19 protein-coding genes are annotated in these 17,619 nt (G+C 69.4%); 10 read left to right on the top strand and 9 right to left on the bottom strand.

Annotation, left to right across the window (positions count from 1 at the left end; all coding sequences use genetic code 11):
* Nucleotides 1–23: 23 nt before the first annotated feature.
* Complete coding sequence (gene glmM, locus NOV86_RS09775; protein ID WP_267641161.1) at nt 24–1,391, bottom strand: phosphoglucosamine mutase; 1,368 nt, start codon at nt 1,389–1,391, stop codon at nt 24–26.
* Nucleotides 1,392–1,557: 166 nt separating this feature from the next.
* Here glmM and NOV86_RS09770 point away from each other — a divergent pair, with 166 nt between their 5' ends.
* Nucleotides 1,558–1,803 (top strand): DUF8593 domain-containing protein, encoded by a 246-nt coding sequence (locus NOV86_RS09770; protein ID WP_267641160.1) that lies wholly within the window; start codon nt 1,558–1,560, stop codon nt 1,801–1,803.
* Nucleotides 1,804–1,834: 31 nt separating this feature from the next.
* Here NOV86_RS09770 and NOV86_RS09765 read toward each other — a convergent pair whose 3' ends face one another.
* Entirely contained in the window at nt 1,835–2,737 is a 903-nt protein-coding gene (locus tag NOV86_RS09765; protein ID WP_267641159.1) for an esterase/lipase family protein, read from the bottom strand.
* 168 nt (nt 2,738–2,905) lie between these two features.
* Between NOV86_RS09765 and NOV86_RS09760 the strand changes: the two genes are divergently transcribed.
* The 4 genes from NOV86_RS09760 (at nt 2,906) to NOV86_RS09745 (ending at nt 5,719) form a co-directional block, all read left to right on the top strand.
* A complete protein-coding gene (locus NOV86_RS09760; protein WP_267641158.1) occupies nt 2,906–3,709 on the top strand; it encodes an HVO_0234 family beta-propeller protein in 804 nt (267 codons plus the stop codon).
* Nucleotides 3,710–3,761: 52 nt separating this feature from the next.
* Nucleotides 3,762–4,220, top strand: coding sequence for a twin-arginine translocation signal domain-containing protein (locus NOV86_RS09755; protein ID WP_267641157.1), 459 nt, complete (start codon nt 3,762–3,764; stop codon nt 4,218–4,220).
* 37 nt (nt 4,221–4,257) lie between these two features.
* Nucleotides 4,258–5,106, top strand: coding sequence for a ribose-phosphate diphosphokinase (locus NOV86_RS09750; RefSeq protein ID WP_267641156.1), 849 nt, complete (start codon nt 4,258–4,260; stop codon nt 5,104–5,106).
* 76 nt (nt 5,107–5,182) lie between these two features.
* Nucleotides 5,183–5,719 carry a heme NO-binding domain-containing protein gene (locus tag NOV86_RS09745; protein ID WP_267641155.1) on the top strand — a complete coding sequence of 179 codons (537 nt, stop codon included), beginning with the start codon at nt 5,183–5,185 and terminating at the stop codon, nt 5,717–5,719.
* On the opposite strand, the gene NOV86_RS23210 is transcribed toward NOV86_RS09745, so the two are convergent.
* The 5 genes from NOV86_RS23210 to NOV86_RS09720 form a co-directional block, all read right to left on the bottom strand.
* Nucleotides 5,720–7,888 (bottom strand): CARDB domain-containing protein, encoded by a 2,169-nt coding sequence (locus NOV86_RS23210; protein ID WP_267641154.1) that lies wholly within the window; start codon nt 7,886–7,888, stop codon nt 5,720–5,722. It abuts the gene before it with no gap.
* A 48-nt stretch (nt 7,889–7,936) separates the two neighbouring features.
* The gene (locus NOV86_RS09735) at nt 7,937–8,083 is read right to left on the bottom strand and encodes a hypothetical protein (protein WP_267641153.1); all 147 of its coding nucleotides are present in this window, start codon (nt 8,081–8,083) and stop codon (nt 7,937–7,939) included.
* A gap of 51 nt (nt 8,084–8,134) precedes the next feature.
* Nucleotides 8,135–11,332, bottom strand: coding sequence for an isoleucine--tRNA ligase (gene ileS, locus NOV86_RS09730; protein ID WP_267641152.1), 3,198 nt, complete (start codon nt 11,330–11,332; stop codon nt 8,135–8,137).
* Nucleotides 11,333–11,460: 128 nt separating this feature from the next.
* Nucleotides 11,461–11,613 carry a hypothetical protein gene (locus NOV86_RS09725; RefSeq protein ID WP_267641151.1) on the bottom strand — a complete coding sequence of 51 codons (153 nt, stop codon included), beginning with the start codon at nt 11,611–11,613 and terminating at the stop codon, nt 11,461–11,463.
* 228 nt (nt 11,614–11,841) lie between these two features.
* Nucleotides 11,842–12,090 (bottom strand): DUF8151 family protein, encoded by a 249-nt coding sequence (locus NOV86_RS09720; protein ID WP_267641150.1) that lies wholly within the window; start codon nt 12,088–12,090, stop codon nt 11,842–11,844.
* A 90-nt stretch (nt 12,091–12,180) separates the two neighbouring features.
* Between NOV86_RS09720 and NOV86_RS09715 the strand changes: the two genes are divergently transcribed.
* A complete protein-coding gene (locus NOV86_RS09715; protein ID WP_267641149.1) occupies nt 12,181–12,813 on the top strand; it encodes a uracil-DNA glycosylase in 633 nt (210 codons plus the stop codon).
* A 55-nt stretch (nt 12,814–12,868) separates the two neighbouring features.
* A complete protein-coding gene (locus tag NOV86_RS09710; protein ID WP_267641148.1) occupies nt 12,869–13,249 on the top strand; it encodes a hotdog family protein in 381 nt (126 codons plus the stop codon).
* Here the strand turns inward: NOV86_RS09710 and NOV86_RS09705 are convergent.
* Nucleotides 13,236–14,072: an amidohydrolase family protein gene (locus NOV86_RS09705; protein WP_267641147.1), complete on the bottom strand. Its 837-nt coding sequence runs from the start codon at nt 14,070–14,072 to the stop codon at nt 13,236–13,238. The two genes, NOV86_RS09710 and NOV86_RS09705, sit on opposite strands and share 14 nt — an antisense overlap.
* 95 nt (nt 14,073–14,167) lie before the next feature.
* Between NOV86_RS09705 and NOV86_RS09700 the strand changes: the two genes are divergently transcribed.
* The 3 genes from NOV86_RS09700 to NOV86_RS09690 all read left to right on the top strand — a co-directional run bounded on the left by NOV86_RS09700 (nt 14,168) and on the right by NOV86_RS09690 (nt 16,489).
* The gene (locus tag NOV86_RS09700; protein WP_267641146.1) at nt 14,168–14,593 is read left to right on the top strand and encodes an HIT family protein; all 426 of its coding nucleotides are present in this window, start codon (nt 14,168–14,170) and stop codon (nt 14,591–14,593) included.
* Between the two features lie 60 nt (nt 14,594–14,653).
* On the top strand, nt 14,654–15,415 hold the full coding sequence (locus NOV86_RS09695; RefSeq protein WP_267641145.1) for a ParA family protein: 762 nt from the start codon (nt 14,654–14,656) through the stop codon (nt 15,413–15,415).
* A 111-nt stretch (nt 15,416–15,526) separates the two neighbouring features.
* Nucleotides 15,527–16,489: a hypothetical protein gene (locus NOV86_RS09690; RefSeq protein ID WP_267641144.1), complete on the top strand. Its 963-nt coding sequence runs from the start codon at nt 15,527–15,529 to the stop codon at nt 16,487–16,489.
* A gap of 34 nt (nt 16,490–16,523) precedes the next feature.
* Here NOV86_RS09690 and NOV86_RS09685 read toward each other — a convergent pair whose 3' ends face one another.
* Nucleotides 16,524–17,552, bottom strand: a complete 1,029-nt coding sequence (locus NOV86_RS09685; RefSeq protein WP_267641143.1) for an AbrB/MazE/SpoVT family DNA-binding domain-containing protein — start codon at nt 17,550–17,552, stop codon at nt 16,524–16,526.
* Nucleotides 17,553–17,619: the final 67 nt, after the last annotated feature.

Raw genomic sequence — 17,619 nt, 5'->3', positions numbered from 1 at the left:
CTCCGGATCTCGACCGGGGTTCCTCAGGCGTCGGCCTTCGCGGCGACGAGCGTCTCGTGCATCTCCTCGACGAGGGAGACGGCGCGGTCCTCGTCCTTGGCCTCGGCGTAGATGCGTACGAGCGGTTCGGTCCCGGAGGGACGGGCGAGCACCCAGGCGTCGCCGTAGTCGAGGCGGTAGCCGTCCTTCGTGTCGAGTTCGGCGTCCGCGTCGGCGTTCGCGCGGTCCTCGGCGGCGGCGAGCATCGTCGCGCGCTCGGCCTCGGTGTCGTACTCGACGTTCCGGCGGACGTTGTGGTAGCCGGCGTAGGGTTCGACGATCTCGCTGACGGGGCGCTCGGCGACGAGTTCGAGGAAGCGCGCGGCGATGTAGGCGCCGTCGCGGGCGAGGCGGTAGTCCGGGAAGAAGATGCCGCCGTTGCCCTCGCCGGCGACCGGGACGTGTTCGCCCTGTGCCTCGAGTTCGCCGATACGGGTGATGATGTTGGTCGAGCCGATGGGCGTGAGCTCCAGCGTCGCGCCGGTCTTCTGGGCCACGTCGACGAGGCGCTGGGAGACGTTGACCGCGGAGACGGTGGTGTCCCCGGGGCCGAGTTCGGCGGCGGCGAGGGCCGCGAGCGTGGCGTCGCCCTCGACGTACTCGCCGTGTTCGTCGTAGAAGATGGCGCGGTCGGCGTCGCCGTCGTGGGCGATACCCACGTCGGCACCGGTCGCGCGGACGAGGCGGCCGAGGTCTTCGAGGTTCTCCGGGACGGGTTCGGGGTTGCGCCCGGGGAAGTGTCCGTCGGGCTGGGCGTTGACCGTGACGACCCGGCAGCCGAGCCGGCGGAAGAACTCGGGCGAGGTGAGGCACCCGGCGCCGTGGCCGGGGTCGAGTGCGACCGTCAGGTCGGCATCGGCGATGGCGTCGGTGTCGACCGCGTCGAGCAGCTGGTCGACGTAGCGCTCGGGGGCGTCGTCGACGTGGGTCACGTGACCGACCTCGTCCCACGCGGCAGCCTCGAACTTCTCGGCCAGCAGGATGTCCTCGACGCGTTCGAGGTCCGAGACCGCGAGTTCGACGCCGTCGGTGCCGACGAGCTTCACGCCGTTGTACTCCGGCGGGTTGTGGCTCGCGGTCACCATCATCGCGGGCACGCCCTCGGCCTCGGCGTACACCTGTGCGCCGGGCGTCGGGACGACGCCGAGGCGGTCCACGTCGACGCCCACGCTGGTCAGGCCGGCGACGGCCGCGTCGGCGAGCATCTCTCCTGTCGCGCGTGTGTCGCGGGCGATGGCCACCCGGTCGACGTCCCACGCCGTCCCGGCAGCCTTCGCCACGCGCAGGACGAAGTCGGGCGTCAACTCCTCGTTGGCGACGCCGCGCGTCCCGCTGGAACCGAATACCTTCATTCGAGCGGTACTGCGGTGTGGGAGACAAAAGTGGTTCCGAACTGTTGCGGGTGCGTCGATAGGGGGCATGGAACCTGCGTGCTCGCCGATAGCTCTCGCCGGGGTCGCCGACGCCCTGCCCTTAGGCCCGACCTATATGGGCGAACCGGCCCACGTCTCGTATACGATGGCTGTCCTGTCAACCGAAGACGAAGGCAAGTACCTGATGGACGTCGAGGGCGAACAGATCGGCATCGTCACCGCGGTCGACACGGACGCACAGGTCGCCTACGTCGACCCCGAGTCCGGCGTCCCCGACGCAATCATCCAGAGCTTCGGGTTCGGCGACCGCGGCGAGGACGACATCGAGGTGCCCGCCGATTCCGTCGAGACCGTGACGGACTCCGAACTGCGCGTCGCGACGAAGCTCTGAGGCCGGCGGGTTCTCCACCTCGTCCTCCCGGTCAGAAGTTCGCCACGACCTCGGCCATGCAGCCGTCGCCGGGTTCGTGGTAGGAGAAGTGGTCCGGGACGTAGTCCACGTTGTGGTCGGTGTAGTTCGCCGGCGGGGTGCCCTCACAGCCCTCCTCGCCGACCGCGGAGTCGAACTCGCCGGTCGAGTAGGCCCAGTTGAGCACGTCGTCCTCGTCCTTCCAGTAGTTGTCCACGTGCCCGGCGACCGCGGCGATGTCGTCGCCGTACTCGCCACTCACGGACACCGCGTCGTTGTCGGCGGCCGCCCCGAGCAGCGTCGCGGACACGATGGAGTCCTGCTCGCCCAGCCCGTTGAGTTCCTGCAGCGTCGAGACCAGCACGCGCCCGCCCAGCGAGTGCCCGATGAGGCGCACGTCGGCGCCGGTCTGGGAGCGGTAGTACCGGATGAAGTTGGCGAGCTTCTTCCCGTTGCGCTCGGCGATGTCGGTCGCCGGCCACCAGTCGGTCGTGCTGGTGTCGGAGTCGTAGCTGAACCCGATGACGGGGTGGTCGTAGCCGTTGTTCCGCAGGGAGCGTTTCACCGTGGCGAAGTGGTCGGGTGCCTCGGACTGCTCGACCAGCCAGCCGTGGATGGAGATCATCACCTCGTCGGGGTCCGGGCTGGTGCCGTAGCCGGGGATGTTCCCGACGGTGCTGTAGTCCCACGCGGTGTGGCCGTCGGTCAGCTGGTCGCCGTACCACCAGTGGATGTCGAAGTGCCCCCGCGTGGTCGCCCGCGGGAAGTCCGGGTCGCCCTGAATGTCGCCGTCGTCGCCGTCGAACGCCGCGGCAGTCCCGGTGAGGCCGACGAGGCCGACCGCGGTCGCGGTTGTCGCTTTCAGGAATCGTCGACGCGTCGAGCCGGTGCTGGAGCCCTCGTCTGGTGTAACCATGTACCATGGCACATGGTAACGGGAGTTAAAATTTTCCCGAAGTTCGAAAACGGAATTAGTGTTTCTCCGGTCCGCACCACGACCGCCGTGATTCCCGAGACTGCGGCCGTTTCCACCGCCGGAGAACGAACCACACGCTTTTCCTCCCCACTCCACGCACCTCCACGCATGAGCGCCGACAACGACATCAGCCTCGACGAGAAGCGGGTCTACTCCGGCGACAGGCGCGAGACGACCGCCTACGTCGCCAGCGGGATGGGCGTCGTGACGGTGGACGTGGTCGACGAGCGCGTCGGCGGCTTCGAACTCGCACATCGCTGCTCGGCGCGGGACGTGGCCGCCGGGGACGGCCTCGTCGCGGTCGCCACCGACGAGGCCGTCCTCGTGGGGCCCGGCGAGTTCGAGGCGTCCGGCTTCGGCCCGGCGGTCGCGGTCGGGCTCTCCGGCGACGGCCTGCTCGCGGCCGGCCAGGACGGCGAAATCGCAAGATACGACGAGGTATCGGGCGACTGGAACGCCCTCGGCACCTGCGAGGGCGACGTTCGCGCCATCGACGGCGACCTCGTCGCCGCCAGCGACGGGGTGTACCGCCTCACCGACGACATGGCCCACGCCGGTCTCGACGACGTGCGCGACGTGGCTGCGTCGGGTATCCCGCGAGCCGCCACAGGTGCGGGCCTCTACTACCTCGGCAACGGCTGGATGGACCACCTCGACGGCGAGTTCACCCTCGTCGCCAGCGACGGCGACCGGGGCCACGCCCTCGGCGGCGGCGAACTCCTCCGGCTGGCCGACGACGGGCGCTGGCAGGTCCACCCCCACCAGCCCGACGCCGAATTCGTCGACCTCGACTACGGTGACACGGTCTACGCGGTCAGTGCAGATGGCAGGTTCTTCGCCGAGGGCGAGGACGGCTGGCGCCACCAGTTGCTCGGGATGCCCGACGTGGCGGCGGTGGCGGTGCCACGGTAGCGGACGAGTTCTCCGACAACGTTCATGTCTCTAGGCGGTGAAGACGGGTCGAATGGTCTCCCGCCGTAACCTCCTCGGGGCAGTCGCCGCCACCGGCGCGGTCGGCCTCGCCGCCACCCGATTCGAACTCTGGCCGGAACTCCCGACCGACGAAGAGCCACCCGCGGACTCCGTCCTCTGCTCGCTCGAAGTCATGAACAGGGACGACGAGGCGCACACCGTCTCGGTCACGGTCGAGCAGGACGGGGCAGTTCTCACCGACCTGACCCGCGACCTCGACGCGATAGAGAACGACAACTATCCACCCGGCTTCGTCGTCTCTGAGGGCCTCCCCACCGACCCTGGCCAGTTCGTCCTGACGGTGACCCTCGACGACGGTCAGACGAGGACGTTCGACAGTCGACCCGCGCGGTCGGGGCACCTCCGCCCGTACGCCATCGTCGAGGACGACGGGAGCTTCCGGCTCGTCGCCCCCGCGAACCCACCCGACACCTGCCCGACCGCCCCGTAACGAAACTGGAATAACCCCGGCGAGTGACCCAACGCACATGATACTCCCAGGCTCCGGGTCGCAGGCGCTCGCGGCCGAACTCGCCGCCGCACTCGGCGAGGACCTCGCGCTGGTCGAGTTCGAGCGCTTCCCCGACGGCGAGGTGATGGCTCGCATCGGGGACGTCTCGCCCGGGCGGGCCGTCATCGTGGCATCGACAGCGACCAGCGACGCCCACCTCGAACTGCTCCAGCTCCAGGACGCCGCCCGCGAGGCGGGCGCCGACGAGATAGTCACCGTCCTGCCGTACATGGGCTACGCCCGGCAGGACAGGGTGTTCAACCCGGGCGAACCCGTCTCCTCGCGGGCCGTCGCCCGCGCAATCTCGGCCAACACCGACCGGGTCGTCACGGTGAACCCCCACGAGGAGGCCGTCTGCGAGTTCTTCGAGCCGACCGCGGAGGCGGTCGACGCGGCGTCGGTCCTCGCCGAACCCCTGCCCGAGACGCTCACGGAGCCGCTCTTTCTCGCCCCCGACGACGGCGCCTGCGACCTCGCCGAGACGGTCCGGGACGCCTACGGCGCGGGCGAGACGGACTACTTCGAGAAGAAGCGCCTCTCGGGCTCCGAGGTCGAGATCTCCCCCAGCGACGCGAACGTCGCCGGCCGGGACGTGGTCGTCGTCGACGACATCATCGCCACCGGCTCGACCATGAGCGAGTCCATCGCGGTGCTGAACGACCGGGATGCCGCCCGCGTGTTCGTCACCTGCGTCCACCCGCTGCTCGCCCAGAACGCCGTCACGAAGCTCGCCCGGGCCGGGGTCGAGGCGGTCATCGGGACGGACACGCTCGAACGCCCCGTCTCCGAGGTGTCAGTCGCACAAGTTGTCGCCGAGAAACTGTAGGAATTAAAACACGGATTATTTATACTTCACTTCGCTGCTAGTGGGTATATACCGCAGCGGAGATGCGGGTGGGACCATGCATGGGATACTTCACAAGTCGCTCAAGGGGTACGTCGAGGAGAACGTCGCGGAGGCAACGTGGGACGAGGTGATGGACGCGGCCGGCATCGACCCGAAACTCTACCTGCCGGTGACGCGGTACCCGGACGAGGAGTTCACCGACGCCATCGCGGCCGTCGCCGCGGTCACCGAGCACACCGAACGCGAGGTCCAGCGCGACCTCGGCCGGTTCCTCGCCCCGGACATCCTGAACACGTTCAAGGCCCACGTCAAGCGGGGCTGGGAGACCCGCGAGATCCTCACGGCACTGGAGGGCATCTACAAGCAGATCCGCGCCCAGGACGACGAGTCCGCCCTGCCCACCGTCTCGACCACCCGACTCGACCCGGACACCTACGTCGTCGAGTACCGCTCCGAGAAGCGGCTCTGTGACCTCGGCAAGGGACTCATCGAGGGCATCGCCGCCGAGTACGACGACGAGGTGGCCATCGCCGAGGGTGCCTGCCTCCACGACGGCGCCGACCACTGCGAGCTGACGGTCGAGTTCGCGTAATCACTCTTCTCGACGCCCGAACCGGCTCCGCAACAGGCCTGCACCGCCGACCGCGACCAGCGCCGCGAGCGCGGCTACCGGCCCGAACCCGGGGATGGCCAGCGAGTCGGGGTCGTCGGTCACCGTCCCGGTGGTCTCGGTCGCCTCCCGGACCGTCACCGTCACCGTCCGGTCGCCGACGCGGATGGTGTGCTCACCCGGCTCCGCGAACCGGGCGGTCGCGGTGTAGGTGAGTTCGGACCGGCCGGGGAGTCGGACCGTCCGGTCGAACCGCTTCTCGCCGTCGAGCAGGAAGGGGACGGTCGCCTCGCCGGGCCAGTCCTTCTCGTTCTGGACCGTCGCCCGGACGGTTATCTGCTCGCCGGCGGTGACGGTCTCGGGGACCTCGATGCCCGTCACGGTCGGCGTCGCCGGCTCCCGGACGGTGAGGTTCACCACGCGGTCGCCGACGAGGATGCGGTAGCTGCCGGGCGTGGTCGCTTCCCTCGTGAGGGTGACCGTCGTCGTCTCCTCCGGGACCAGCGAGCCGGTCTTCGACTCGACGACCTCGCCGTCGACCCGCATGGTCACCTCGTAGTCGCCGGCCCGACCGCCGACGTTCTCGACGGTGACGTTCGTCCGCAACTGCTCACCGACGGCGAGGACCGGTTCGGCCGAGACGCTGGTGTTCCGGTAGGGGCCGGCGACGGTCAGCCCCCCGGCCGGGACGCGCTGTTGCATCAGGGCCGGGATGACGCCGAACAGTTCCTCGTGGACCTGCCGGGTCCACATCTCCGGCGTCGCCGACGAGGCCGTGTAGCGCCCGGCGTACTCGCGTGTCGCCGTGTCGGACTCGGCCGCGACGGCCGCGAGGATGTCCTCGTTCGAGACCGTCCCGTCCTGGCGGTTCAGCTCCCGGAAGACGCTCTGGAAGCTCCGCGTCTGGTCGCTCACCTCGCGCAGTTCGCGGTCGATGGCGCCGGTGACCAGCGACCCCTTCAGGTAGACCGCGCCCTGCACCCACGTCGACTTCTCGGCGAGGACGGTCGAGGTGTAGGGTTCGGTCCCGCCGCGCTCCAGTTTCGACTGGAACTGCGAGAACGAGATGTGCCCCTGGTCGAACGCGAGCAGTGCCGCGTAGTAGTCTGCGCTTCCCTCGACGAGCCACTCGCCGCTGTCGGTCGGTTTGAACGCCTGCCGGGTGTGGACGTACTCGTGGAGCCAGACGTTGTCGGCGGAGTCGAGGCGCGCGCTCGCCCTGACCCAGGCGTCGTCGGGCCCGAGCTGCAGGCCGGCGACGCTCCAGCGGACGCTGGTCGGCGCGGCGACGACCAGCACCGAGGGGTCGCGGGCGCCGACGCGCAACTGGCCGCTGGCCTCGGCCATCGAGTCGAGGACGTCGGTCGGCTTCTCGCGCATCTCCGCGGCCCGCGGGACGACGAGCCGGATGTGCTGGTCGCGGACGGTCGTGTCGTACTCCGTCATCGGGCCGAGGTAGGCGATCTGGCCGCCGGTCGCACCCTCCCCGGCGACCACGGCCCGCTTCGAGAGACCGACCTCTCCTGCGCCGACCCACTTCCACGAGGTCGCCATCTGCGGGACGCGGGCGATGGCCCAGGAGCCGGTGTCGACGAAGGCGTAGGACTCCTCGGCGGTACCGGCCGCCGGGGTCGGGTCGGCCGGCTTCGCATTCTGCGGCCCGTCCGGAACGTCGGTCGCCGTGTTGGGCCCCGACAGCGTCGCCACGTCAGAAGGCTTCAGGCTCCGGCGCCCGGCCGTGTCGGTCTCGTTGGCGTCGACGTCGAACGTGATGGTCGCGGTGTCGCCGTTGCCGGTCCACTCGTACTCGTTCGTCCCGGTCTGGCGGAACCGCTCGGTGGTCACCACGTCCGCGTTCGACTGCAGCGTCACCGAGAGTTCGGTGACCGAGTCGGGGACCTGGTAGACGAGGTCGGCCCGGACCGTCCCCGGGACCCGCGGCGTGAGGTGGAGCCGGACCGTCCGCTGGATGTCGGTCGCGGCCCGGGTCCGGTCGGTCGACTGCGCGGTCGTATCGGCGTGGCTGGTCGTGCCGGCGGTGTCGACCGCCCCGCCCGTCGCCGCCGCGTCGGCAGCAGGGGGCAGTGCGGTGGCCGTTCCGGCCGGGAGCGACACGAGGACCAGGACCACGAGGAGGAGCCGACGGTACACGTCAACGAACAACGGACAGGGCAGAAAAGACTCTTGCGCCCGTTCCGGTCAGTACCCGCCGCGGCGGCTGTACAGCACGGCGATCCCCGCGAGCGTCAGTCCGAGCCCCCACCACAGCGAGTCGCCGGGGAGGAGGACCAGTGCGAGCGTGACGAGGCCTGACGTGATGAGCGACCAGCCCAGTGTCTCTGCCATACAGGAGAGACGCACCGGAGCCGGAAAGGTCCGGGGCCTATGCCGACGGGGTCAGTCGTCCGACGCCTCGGCTTCCGCGAGCGGCTCGACCGCGAGCGTCATCGTGACGCCCTCGACCTCCCACTCCTTGCGGTGGCCGTCGTCGACGCTGCCGAACTCGGCGGCGCGGACCTCCTCGGCGATGAGGTCCTCGTGGCGGTTCACCAGGTCGGCGACGCGCTCGTCGGCCACGTCGAGTTCGAGGCGGATGCGCGCCTCGATGTCGAGGTCCAGGTCCTTGCGCATCTCCTGGACGCGGCGGATGACCTCGCGGGCGTAGCCCTCGCTCTCGATGTCCTCGGTCAGCGTGGCGTCGACGTAGACGACGCCCTTCTCGTCGCCCTTCACGGCGAAGCTACTGCCGGTGACGCCCTCGGGCGTCCGGGTGACGAACTCGACCATCTCCTCGGTGAGGTCGTCCTCGCCGACGGCCTCGCGCAGGTCGTCGAGGTCGGCGCTGTCGAGGCTGGCCTCGTTGAGCGCGTTCATGACCTCGGGGGCGCGCTGGCCGAAGGCGGGGCCGAGCTTGCCCATGTCGGCGCGGGCCGCGTACTGGAGTTCGCCCCACTGCTGGTCGGGCGAGACGAGTTCGACCTCCCTGGCGTTCAGCCGGTCGGCGAGCAGGTCGCGGTGGCGCTCGACGGCCTCGGCGGCGCGGTCGTCGTTCGGGGCGACCACGACACGCGAGACGGGCCAGCGGAGCTTGCGGTCGGCCTGCTGGCGGGCGTTCGACCCGGCCTCCTCGACGGCACGCAGGAGCTGGACGTCGGTCTCGAGCTGTGCGTCGGCCCAGAAGTCGTCGGTCTCGGGGAAGTCGCACATGTGGACCGTGTCGTAACCCTCGTCGCCGGTGAGGGTGTTGTAGATCTCGTCGGTGACGAAGGGGGCGTACGGCGCCAGTAGCTTGACGACGTCCGTGAGCACTTGGTAGAAGGTGGCGTAGGCGGCCTCCTTCGAGGGGTTGTCCTCCTCCTCCCACATGCGCTCGCGGACGACCTGGATGTAGAACCGCGAGACGTCCTCGACGACGAAATCGAGCAGCGTGTCGAGCGCGCGGTCGGGGCGGCGGTGCTCCTCCCACTGCTCGGCCATCTCGGCCTTGACGCTCTGGAGACGGGCGAGCACCCACTCGTCGACGAGTTCGGTGTCGGCCTCCTCGGGCGTGACGTTCTCCGGGACGAACCCGTCCATCCGCATGTACGGGAGCGGGAACCGGAACACGTTCCAGAGGATGTTGAGGTCGCGCTGCATGTTCTCCATCTCGTCCCACGAGAAGCGCATGTCCTCCTCCTGCGGGTTGCGCGAGAGCAGGAACAGGCGCATCGCGTCGGCGCCGTGGCGCTCGATGGCCTCGCTGGGCTCGACGATGTTCCCGATGGACTTCGACATCTTCCGGCCGTCCTCGGCGAGGGCCCAGCCGTGCATGAGGACCTCGTCGTAAGGGACCTCGTCGAGCGCGGCGGTACCCATCCCGAGCTGGGACCAGAACCAGCCACGCGTCTGGTCGTGGGCCTCGATGATGAGGTCGGCGGGCCAGAGCTCGTCGAACTGGCTCTCGTCGCTCGGGTAGTCGAGGGTACCCCACGAGGCGACCGAGGAGTCGAGCCACACGTCGAACACGTCGGGGACGCGGGTGTAGGTGGTCCCGTCCTCGGTGATGGTCAGGTCGTCGACCGTCGGCTTGTGGAGGTCGACCTCGTCGGGGTCGACGTCCTGGTCGACGCGCTCGGCGAGTTCCTCGCGGGTGCCGACGACCACGACCTCGCTCATATCGCCACTCCAGTCCTCGGGCGTCCAGATGGGGATGGGGATGCCCCAGTAGCGCTGCCGGGAGACGTTCCAGTCCGGCGAGTCCTCGACGAAGTTGCGGAAGCGCTCGTCGCGGGCGGACTGGGGCCACCACGTGCTGTCCTCGACGTTCTCGAGCAGGTCCTCCTTGATGTCGGAGACGGTGATGAACCACTGGTCGGTGACGAGGCGGACGATGTCCGTGTCACACCGCCAGCACTGCCCCTCGCCCTCGACGAGGTAGTTCTCGTCGTGGGCCAGCAGCAGGCCCTTCTCGTCGAGGTCGGCGATGACGTTCTCGTTGGCGTCGCGAACGAACTGGCCGGCGTACTTGCCGCCCTGCTCGGTGTAGGTGCCGTCGCCCTGGACGGGACAGAAGATCTCGAGCCCGAGTTCCGAGCCGCGCTCGAAGTCCTCCTCACCGTGCCCGGGTGCGGAGTGGACCATCCCGGACCGGTCGTTGGCGTCGGGGTACTCGGCGGTGTACACCTGGCCGGCGCCCTCGCCCTGCGGGTGGTCGGGCACCTCCTCGGCCAGCGGGTGCTCGTACTCCCAGCCGACCATCTCCTCGCCGGTGACCTCCTCGACGACCTCGTAGTCCTCGTACCGGGCCGCCTTCAGGACCTCCTCGACCTGCGGCTCGGAGACGTAGAGCAGGTCCGTCTCGCCGTCCTTCTCGGCGCGCACGCCGACGTAGGTCGCGTCCTCCTCCACCGCGACGAACGTGTTCGCGGGGATGGTCCACGGGGTGGTCGTCCAGATGACGAGGTTCCCCTCGCGGCCCGTCAAGGGGAACTTGACGTAGATAGCGGGCTTGTGCACGTCGTGGCGCTCGACCTCGTTGTTGGCGATGGCGGTCTCACACCGCGGGCACTGGTTGATGGAGCGCTTGCCCTGCTCGACCAGCCCGCGCTCGTGGGCCTGCTGGAAGCCCCACCAGGCGGCCTCCATGTACTCCGGGGAGACCGTCTTGTAGGGGTCGTCCCAGTCCATCCAGACGCCGAAGGACTGGAAGTCCTCGTCCATGGCGTCGAGGTTGCGGTTGGCGAACTCCTTGCAGGCCTCGATGAACTTCTCCTCGCCGTACTCCTCGATGTCCTTCTTGTTCTCGAAACCGAGTTCCTCCTCGACCTTCGTCTCGATGGGGAGGCCGTGCATGTCGTAGCCCGGCCGGTCGGTCACGTCGTAGCCCTGCATCCGGTAGAAGCGGATGAAGGCGTCCTTGAGGGCCTTGTTCCAGGTCGTCCCCATGTGGGCGGCGCCGGAGGTGTACGGCGGGCCGTCCACGAAGAAGAACGGTTCGCAGTCCTCTCGGTGTGTCTTCGTCTGCTCGTAGGCATCCACCTCGTCCCAGTAGTCGAAGACGCGGTCTTCGACCTCGTGGGGCTCGTACTGGTCGGATACCTCCCCGAATCGTTCCATGTGCGGAGTGACTCACTCCGACATTAAATGGGAATCGGTCCTGCAGGTGCGGATGTGACAGACGCTCCCGGAACGGACATGCGGGCGAGCCCGCCCGTCGAGAGGCCGGACCGGCGAGTCGGCGCCGGTCAGTCCCTGACCCGCAGCCGGTAGAAGGAGCCGTCGTCCTCGAAGACCGTCATCACGTGGTCGTCGAACGGTCGCTGGAAGATGCTCTGTGGATGCTCGTGTGTCGGTTCCACCGCTTCCTCGGTGAAGATCGACCCCTTGTCCCCCGACATGTCTATCTAGAAATTATACGTGAGTTACATCAGTTGGGTACCTGAGTATTCAGGCACCCGTTGATATCAGTCGTCGCCGCCCCCGTCGAAGATGCTCTGCGGGAACTCGTGTGTCGGCTCGTGGTCGTCGCGGGCGAAGATGCTCCCGGCGTCCCCATCACTCATGTCGACCGAAGGATTCGAGCAGGGGGATATGAAGGTGTTGGCCGGGTGACCGCTTTCGACGGGTCACTCCGCGAGGAGAACCCGGACCCGGGGGAGGAGGCGCTGGTAGCCGACGAGGACGACCGCGCTGTAGAGCAGCAGGCCGCCGATGAGGGCGTACCAGACGGTGAGGATGCTGAAGCCCTCGGTGACGAGGTTGTGCCAGCCGGCCAGTTCGGTGCTCGCACCGAGCGCCGAGAGCGCGACAGCCACCGCGGCGTAGGCGAGGATCGCCAGCAGTTCCGGGACCAGTTCGGAGAGTATCGTCAACATGGATGCTGGGAACGTCCCGGCAGGTATCTACCTTTCGGGAGCGCCGCGGCGAAACCGTCTTGTCTCGCCTCGCCCTCCTCGCCGAGTGAGATGGCCGCGTTCCCCGACGCCGCCGACCGGTTCGTCGTCGAGCCGGGCTGTGCCCGCTGCCCGCAACTCGCCGAGTGCAGACAGCGAATCGCGTGGGGCAACGGCCCCCGCGACGCCGACGTGGTCGTGGTCGGCGAGGCACCCGCGGCCGGCGACCCCGACGCCGACCGCTGGCGGGGCGGCAACCTGACCGGGCTGGCGTACACGTCCCGCCACTCCGGCCGCCGTGTCCGCGACCTGCTCGCGTCGGCGGGTGACCCCGACGCCTACTACACGAACGCGGTGAAGTGCTTCCCCGAGGCCCCAGAGGGCGGGACGAACCGGGAACCAACCGCCGAAGAACTGGCGAACTGCCGCGCCCACCTGGAGACGGAACTCGCCACCGTGGCCCCCGCGGTCGTGGTTCCCACCGGGAAACACGCCACCGAGACGGTGTTCGCGTTCGACGACCGCACCCTCGACGGCTTCCTCGATGCGGTCCTGGAACCGGTCGACTCGCCCGAACTGGGCTGTGCCGTCCTTCCCATCCTCCACCCCTCGTATCAGGACGTCTGGGTCTCGCGCCTCGGCTACGACCCCGGAGAGTACGAGGCTGCCCTCGGCGACGCACTCGACCGGCTGGTCGGTCGCTAGTCTCCGGGGCGACTTGGGCAGGGGATTTTTGTCGGTCTCCCCCTGTTTCTCGCACATGCAGGTCCCCGAGACCGGCGACACGGACACCTTCTCGCGCACCTTCACCCCCCAGGAGGTCCGCGACTTCGCGACCCTCTCGCACGACGAGGGGAGCCACCACGTCGAGAGCGACGATGACGGTCGGCTGCTCGTCCACGGCCTCCTGACGGCGACGCTGCCGACCAAGATCGGCGGCGACTACGACGTGCTCGCCCGCGAGATGGACTTCGAGTTCCCCCGGCCGGTGTACACCGGCGAGGAGGTGACCTGTCGCTGGCGGTTCGAGCACGTCACCGAGTGCGAGGACCGCTACTCGCTGTCGGCGCGGGCGGTCTGCCGGAACGAAGCGGGCGAGGTCGTCCTGCGGGCCGAGATCGCCGGCGTCATCCTGAAGTAGCGAGGAACCGGTCGGCCGCGCCCCGGAACAGCCCGTCGAGTGCGTCCTCGGAGAGCTCCCGCGAGAGCAGGTGCTCGCGTTCACTGGCGTACTCGTAGGGGACGTTCGGGTAGTCCGACCCGTACATGATGGAGCCGGCAAGCTCCTCGAACACCGCGTTCTCGACGCTCGCCGGGTCGAAGTCCATGTTCTCGGGGACCGCCGCCGACATCGCGACCGACGTGTCGAGGAAGACCTGGTCGTGGGCGCGGGCCTCGGCGACGAACCCCTCGGTGTCGGGCGCGCCCATGTGGGCACAGCAGACCCGCACCTCCGGGTAGGAGGCGACGAACTCCCGGAAGGGTCCGAGGCCGACGGCGTCGGAGTCCCCGAAGTTCGGGGCGCGTCCAGAATGCAACAGCACCGGCCGGCCGTACTCGGCACACAGCTCGAACGCCGGGTCCAGTCGCGGGTCGTTCGGCGCGGCGTCCTGCACCGGGCACTGGAGCTTCAGCCCGCGTGCGCCGGCGTTGAAGGCGTCCCTGACGACGGGGCGCACGTCGTCCTCGGGGTGGACCGTCGCGAATGGCACGGCCATCTCGGACTTCCCGGCCTGCTCCAGCACCCACTCGTTCAGTTTCCGGGCCAGCCCCGGGTCGTGGGCGTAGGGCAGCGCGAGGTAGCGGTCGACGCCCTGCCGGCGCAGCACCGACTCCATGGCGGTGCGCTCGGTCGGGTGGTCGATGGCCCAGCCGAGGTCCCGGGAGAGGGCGTCGCGGATGGCCGCCATCAGCCGGTCGGGCATGAGGTGGACGTGGGCGTCGGTCGCGGGGGCGAAGGACATGTGGATGGCTGCTCGGCCCGCGACCATGAGGTTTGTCCCGCCCTCGCACACCCCCGCGGGAAACCTTGATACGCCGCCCGCGAGTGCCCTCGCACATGGACGATTGCATCTTCTGCCAGATCGTCGCTGGCGACATCCCGAGCCGCACCGTCTACGAGGACGACCACGCCTTCGCGTTCCTCGACGTGAACCCCCTCGCGCCCGGGCACACCCTCGTTATCCCGAAGAACCACCACGAGACCCTGAACGACCTGCCCGCCGACGAGGGGTCGGCCGTCTTCTCGGCACTGCACGAACTCGTCCCGCGCGTCGAGGCCGCGGTCGACGCCGACGGCTCGACCGTCGCGTTCAACAACGGCGAGGCCGCCGGCCAGGAGGTCCCGCACGTCCACGGCCACATCGTCCCGCGCTTCGACGGCGACGGGAACGGCCCCATCCACGCCCTGTTCGACGGCCCGGGCGAGATGGCCGACGAGGAACTCGACCGCATCGCCGACGAGATCGCGGCCGACGACGCGTAACCGGAGCGGACGGCCGTGGATTCCGCACATTTTTTAACAGAAAACGGACGAGGAATTAGTATGTCCACACAGGAGCGCTCCGCCGCCATCGTCGGCGCGACCGGCGGCGCGGGCGCGACCCGCCTCACCGTCGAACTCGCCGCGACGCTCGCCCGCGACGGCCGGAGCGTCGCCGTCTTCGACGCCTCGTTCGCCACGCAGGGCCTCAGTCACTACGTCCACGGCCGCATCGACGTCGACGTGACGCGCCTGCTGACCGACGACTCGGTCCACCAGCGCGCCGCCATGGTCGACCTCGGCATCGACACGCCGGGGACGGTCGACGTCTGCCCGGCCTACGCCTCGCTCGAACGCTTCGCCCGCGCGAAGTCCGGCGAGGCCGCCGACCGCTTCGGGGAGGTCGTCCGCCGGGCCACCGAGCACTACGACCACGTGCTGGTCGACACGCCGCCGGTCGCGGACAACCCCTCCATCGCGGCGGTCAACGCGGCCGACCGCGTGGCGCTGGTCGTGCCACCCTCGAAGCGCGGCGTCGACACGCTCCGACGCGCCGAGGACCGCCTCGCCGACATCGGGTCGGGGGCGGACCGCGTCCTCGCCAATCGGGTGGCGGACCTCGACGACCACCCCGTCGAGCCGGCCGACGTGGCCATCCCCGAGAGCGAGGTGGCCGACGTGGCCGGCGCGCCCGTCTGCGTGGCGGGCGAGACCGGCCCGTACGCCCAGACCGTCGCGACCGCGGCCGAGGCCGTCTTCAACACCCAGTTAGATATCGAGTTCCCCCGCGGCGGCCTGCGCAGCCGGCTCGCCTCGCGCTTTTGAGGCCCGGAGTTCCCAGAGATATATATCGCTATTGCGTCCTCTCCACGGGTCAATACCGCTGTGTACGCAACTTACAGAAGCTATAACCCGCGTTCTCGGCTATCGTGAGGTATGACGCAGGAGGACCGAGCAGTCGCGGCCGACGACCTCGCCGGCCTGTCGGTCGAGGACGCGGCCGCCGCGGCCGTGGCCCAGGACAGTTCGCGCGACCGGGACGAGGCCCGGGCCGTGCTCGAGACCGTCGCGGACGACGAGGGCGTCGTGACCCGCGAGGCGGTCGACGACGCACTCGGGCACGTCTCGAAGGTCGTCGCCACCCCGGAGACGCGCGTCGAACTCGCGGCCCGCGACCTCGAGAGCGCCCGCGAGACCGCAAGCCACGTGACCGACCTCGACAGCGTGCAGGCGAAACTGGACGCCTTCGAGGCGCGCCTCTCGGCGGCCGAGGACCACACCGAGGCACTGGGCCCCGACCTGCAGGCGGTCGTCGAGCGCCAGGGCGATTCGGGCGACATCTACGACATCGCGGCCGACATCCGGCGCATCACCACGGGGGCGAACGAGGCCCAAAAGGCTGCGGACGACCTCAAGCTCGACGTCGAGGACTTCGAGAAGTGGGTCGGCAGCCAGTCGGTCCGGTTCCGCCAGCTCGACGAGGAGGTCGAGGTCGCCGGCGAGCGCCTGGACGAACTGGCCGACGCGCTCGACCGGGAGTGGACCGACGACGACGCCCGCGACTGGGTCGACGTGCGCTTCCAGCACCGCGTGATGGGTCTCATGCTGGCCGACCTCCGGCAGACGTTCGCGGACCTGAAGCGATGGGCCGACCGCGAGGACCTCGACCCCGACGACCGGACGGACTCGGTCGCGACCGGCCTTGCGGACGCCGCCGACCGCCACGCCGACCTCGGCGTGCGACTGGAGGAACTCGCCCGGCCGGAGTGGCGCGAGCGGTTCGCGGACCCGCTGCACTCCTTCGAGGACGCGGTCGACGACTTCGAGGCGCCCATCCCGTGGGGCGAGGTGGAGGCGACGCTCGCCGACCACAGAGAGCGCGTCGCGGAACTGGCCTGAACGTCCGGCCGACCGAGCAGAAGAGAGACCGTTTTCAGATGTTCTCCGACCGGATACTGGCACGTATCGCCACGTCGGCGATGGCACCGCCGCGCTCGGCGGTGCGGGCGAGGCTGTCGAGCCCGCGGATCAGCGCACACCGGTCAGTGGCGGACAGTTCGCCCATCTCCGCCCGGGCGTCGAACAGCGCCTCCTCGACCGCCGCGATGTCGGCGAGCACCGCGTCGCGCTCGTCGAGTGCGGCGTAGGCGGCGTCGACGTCGCTGTCCTTCAGGACCGCGGTGGTCGCGTCGTCGACCACGTCCCGCGTCGCGTCGGCGATGTCGTGGACCTCTTCAGCGACCGCGTCGGGCAGCGGCGCCGAGAGGAACTCGGTGACTCGGGCGAGTTCGACGGCCGTGCCCGCGACCTGTTCGAGCTGTCTGGCCGTGTCGTAGTAGTCGAACAACTCGGGGCGGGAGATGCCGAGACGGTCGACCTCGCCGAGGGAGATGAGCGACCGGTTGAAGTGCCGGGCGATCATCCCGGCCAGCCGGTCGGCGTCCTCCTCGCGGTCGCGCAACTGGTCGTGTGCCCCCTCCCGCGCCTCGGTGAGGGAGGTGGTCGCCGACCGGTGGATGGAGCTGACGACGAACTGGAGCTGGACGACCGACTGCCGGACCGAGACGTCCGAGGCGTTGAGCAGGTTCTGGACCGTTATCTCCTCGGCCTCCTCGACGAGTATCTCCGTCCCGACGAGGTCGCCGACCATCGACCGGACCGCCCGGCGCTGCTCGGGCGTGAACGCCTCGCCCGGTCGCAGCGTCACCGTCTCGAAGCCGATGGCGTGGGCCGCGCCCAGGGCCTGGGTCACGCGCTCGGGGTCGTCGCTCTCGACCGTGACGGTGGCGTCCGCCAGGTCCTCGGTGTCCCGCTTCGAGGACCGGAGGATGATCGACCCGTCGGTGTGGGTGAAGAGGTACACCTCGGTCCCCGATTCGAGGGAGTTGTCGCGGGCCCACTGTTTGGGAATCGACACCGTGTACGTGCCGCCGCCGACCGTCTGCAGTTTACGTGTCTCCATCTCGCGTTGGGTGGTGGAATCGGCGTTCGCTCGTCCCGGTACACACCGCGTGACGTGACACGGGAGA

Origin of the sequence: Haloarchaeobius amylolyticus (assembly GCF_026616195.1) — an archaeon.
GTDB lineage: Archaea > Halobacteriota > Halobacteria > Halobacteriales > Natrialbaceae > Haloarchaeobius > Haloarchaeobius amylolyticus.
This window is presented reverse-complemented; position numbering and strand designations above follow the sequence as displayed.

What these genes read in the sequence shown, in the direction of transcription:
- glmM (WP_267641161.1), bottom strand. Translation starts at nt 1,391, where the DNA reads ATGAAGGTATTCGGTTCCAGCGGGACGCGCGGCGTCGCCAACGAGGAG.
- NOV86_RS09770 (WP_267641160.1), top strand. Translation starts at nt 1,558, where the DNA reads ATGGCTGTCCTGTCAACCGAAGACGAAGGCAAGTACCTGATGGACGTC.
- NOV86_RS09765 (WP_267641159.1), bottom strand. Translation starts at nt 2,737, where the DNA reads ATGGTTACACCAGACGAGGGCTCCAGCACCGGCTCGACGCGTCGACGA.
- NOV86_RS09760 (WP_267641158.1), top strand. Translation starts at nt 2,906, where the DNA reads ATGAGCGCCGACAACGACATCAGCCTCGACGAGAAGCGGGTCTACTCC.
- NOV86_RS09755 (WP_267641157.1), top strand. Translation starts at nt 3,762, where the DNA reads ATGGTCTCCCGCCGTAACCTCCTCGGGGCAGTCGCCGCCACCGGCGCG.
- NOV86_RS09750 (WP_267641156.1), top strand. Translation starts at nt 4,258, where the DNA reads ATGATACTCCCAGGCTCCGGGTCGCAGGCGCTCGCGGCCGAACTCGCC.
- NOV86_RS09745 (WP_267641155.1), top strand. Translation starts at nt 5,183, where the DNA reads ATGCATGGGATACTTCACAAGTCGCTCAAGGGGTACGTCGAGGAGAAC.
- NOV86_RS09735 (WP_267641153.1), bottom strand. Translation starts at nt 8,083, where the DNA reads ATGGCAGAGACACTGGGCTGGTCGCTCATCACGTCAGGCCTCGTCACG.
- ileS (WP_267641152.1), bottom strand. Translation starts at nt 11,332, where the DNA reads ATGGAACGATTCGGGGAGGTATCCGACCAGTACGAGCCCCACGAGGTC.
- NOV86_RS09725 (WP_267641151.1), bottom strand. Translation starts at nt 11,613, where the DNA reads ATGTCGGGGGACAAGGGGTCGATCTTCACCGAGGAAGCGGTGGAACCG.
- NOV86_RS09720 (WP_267641150.1), bottom strand. Translation starts at nt 12,090, where the DNA reads ATGTTGACGATACTCTCCGAACTGGTCCCGGAACTGCTGGCGATCCTC.
- NOV86_RS09715 (WP_267641149.1), top strand. Translation starts at nt 12,181, where the DNA reads ATGGCCGCGTTCCCCGACGCCGCCGACCGGTTCGTCGTCGAGCCGGGC.
- NOV86_RS09710 (WP_267641148.1), top strand. Translation starts at nt 12,869, where the DNA reads ATGCAGGTCCCCGAGACCGGCGACACGGACACCTTCTCGCGCACCTTC.
- NOV86_RS09705 (WP_267641147.1), bottom strand. Translation starts at nt 14,072, where the DNA reads ATGTCCTTCGCCCCCGCGACCGACGCCCACGTCCACCTCATGCCCGAC.
- NOV86_RS09700 (WP_267641146.1), top strand. Translation starts at nt 14,168, where the DNA reads ATGGACGATTGCATCTTCTGCCAGATCGTCGCTGGCGACATCCCGAGC.
- NOV86_RS09695 (WP_267641145.1), top strand. Translation starts at nt 14,654, where the DNA reads ATGTCCACACAGGAGCGCTCCGCCGCCATCGTCGGCGCGACCGGCGGC.
- NOV86_RS09690 (WP_267641144.1), top strand. Translation starts at nt 15,527, where the DNA reads ATGACGCAGGAGGACCGAGCAGTCGCGGCCGACGACCTCGCCGGCCTG.
- NOV86_RS09685 (WP_267641143.1), bottom strand. Translation starts at nt 17,552, where the DNA reads ATGGAGACACGTAAACTGCAGACGGTCGGCGGCGGCACGTACACGGTG.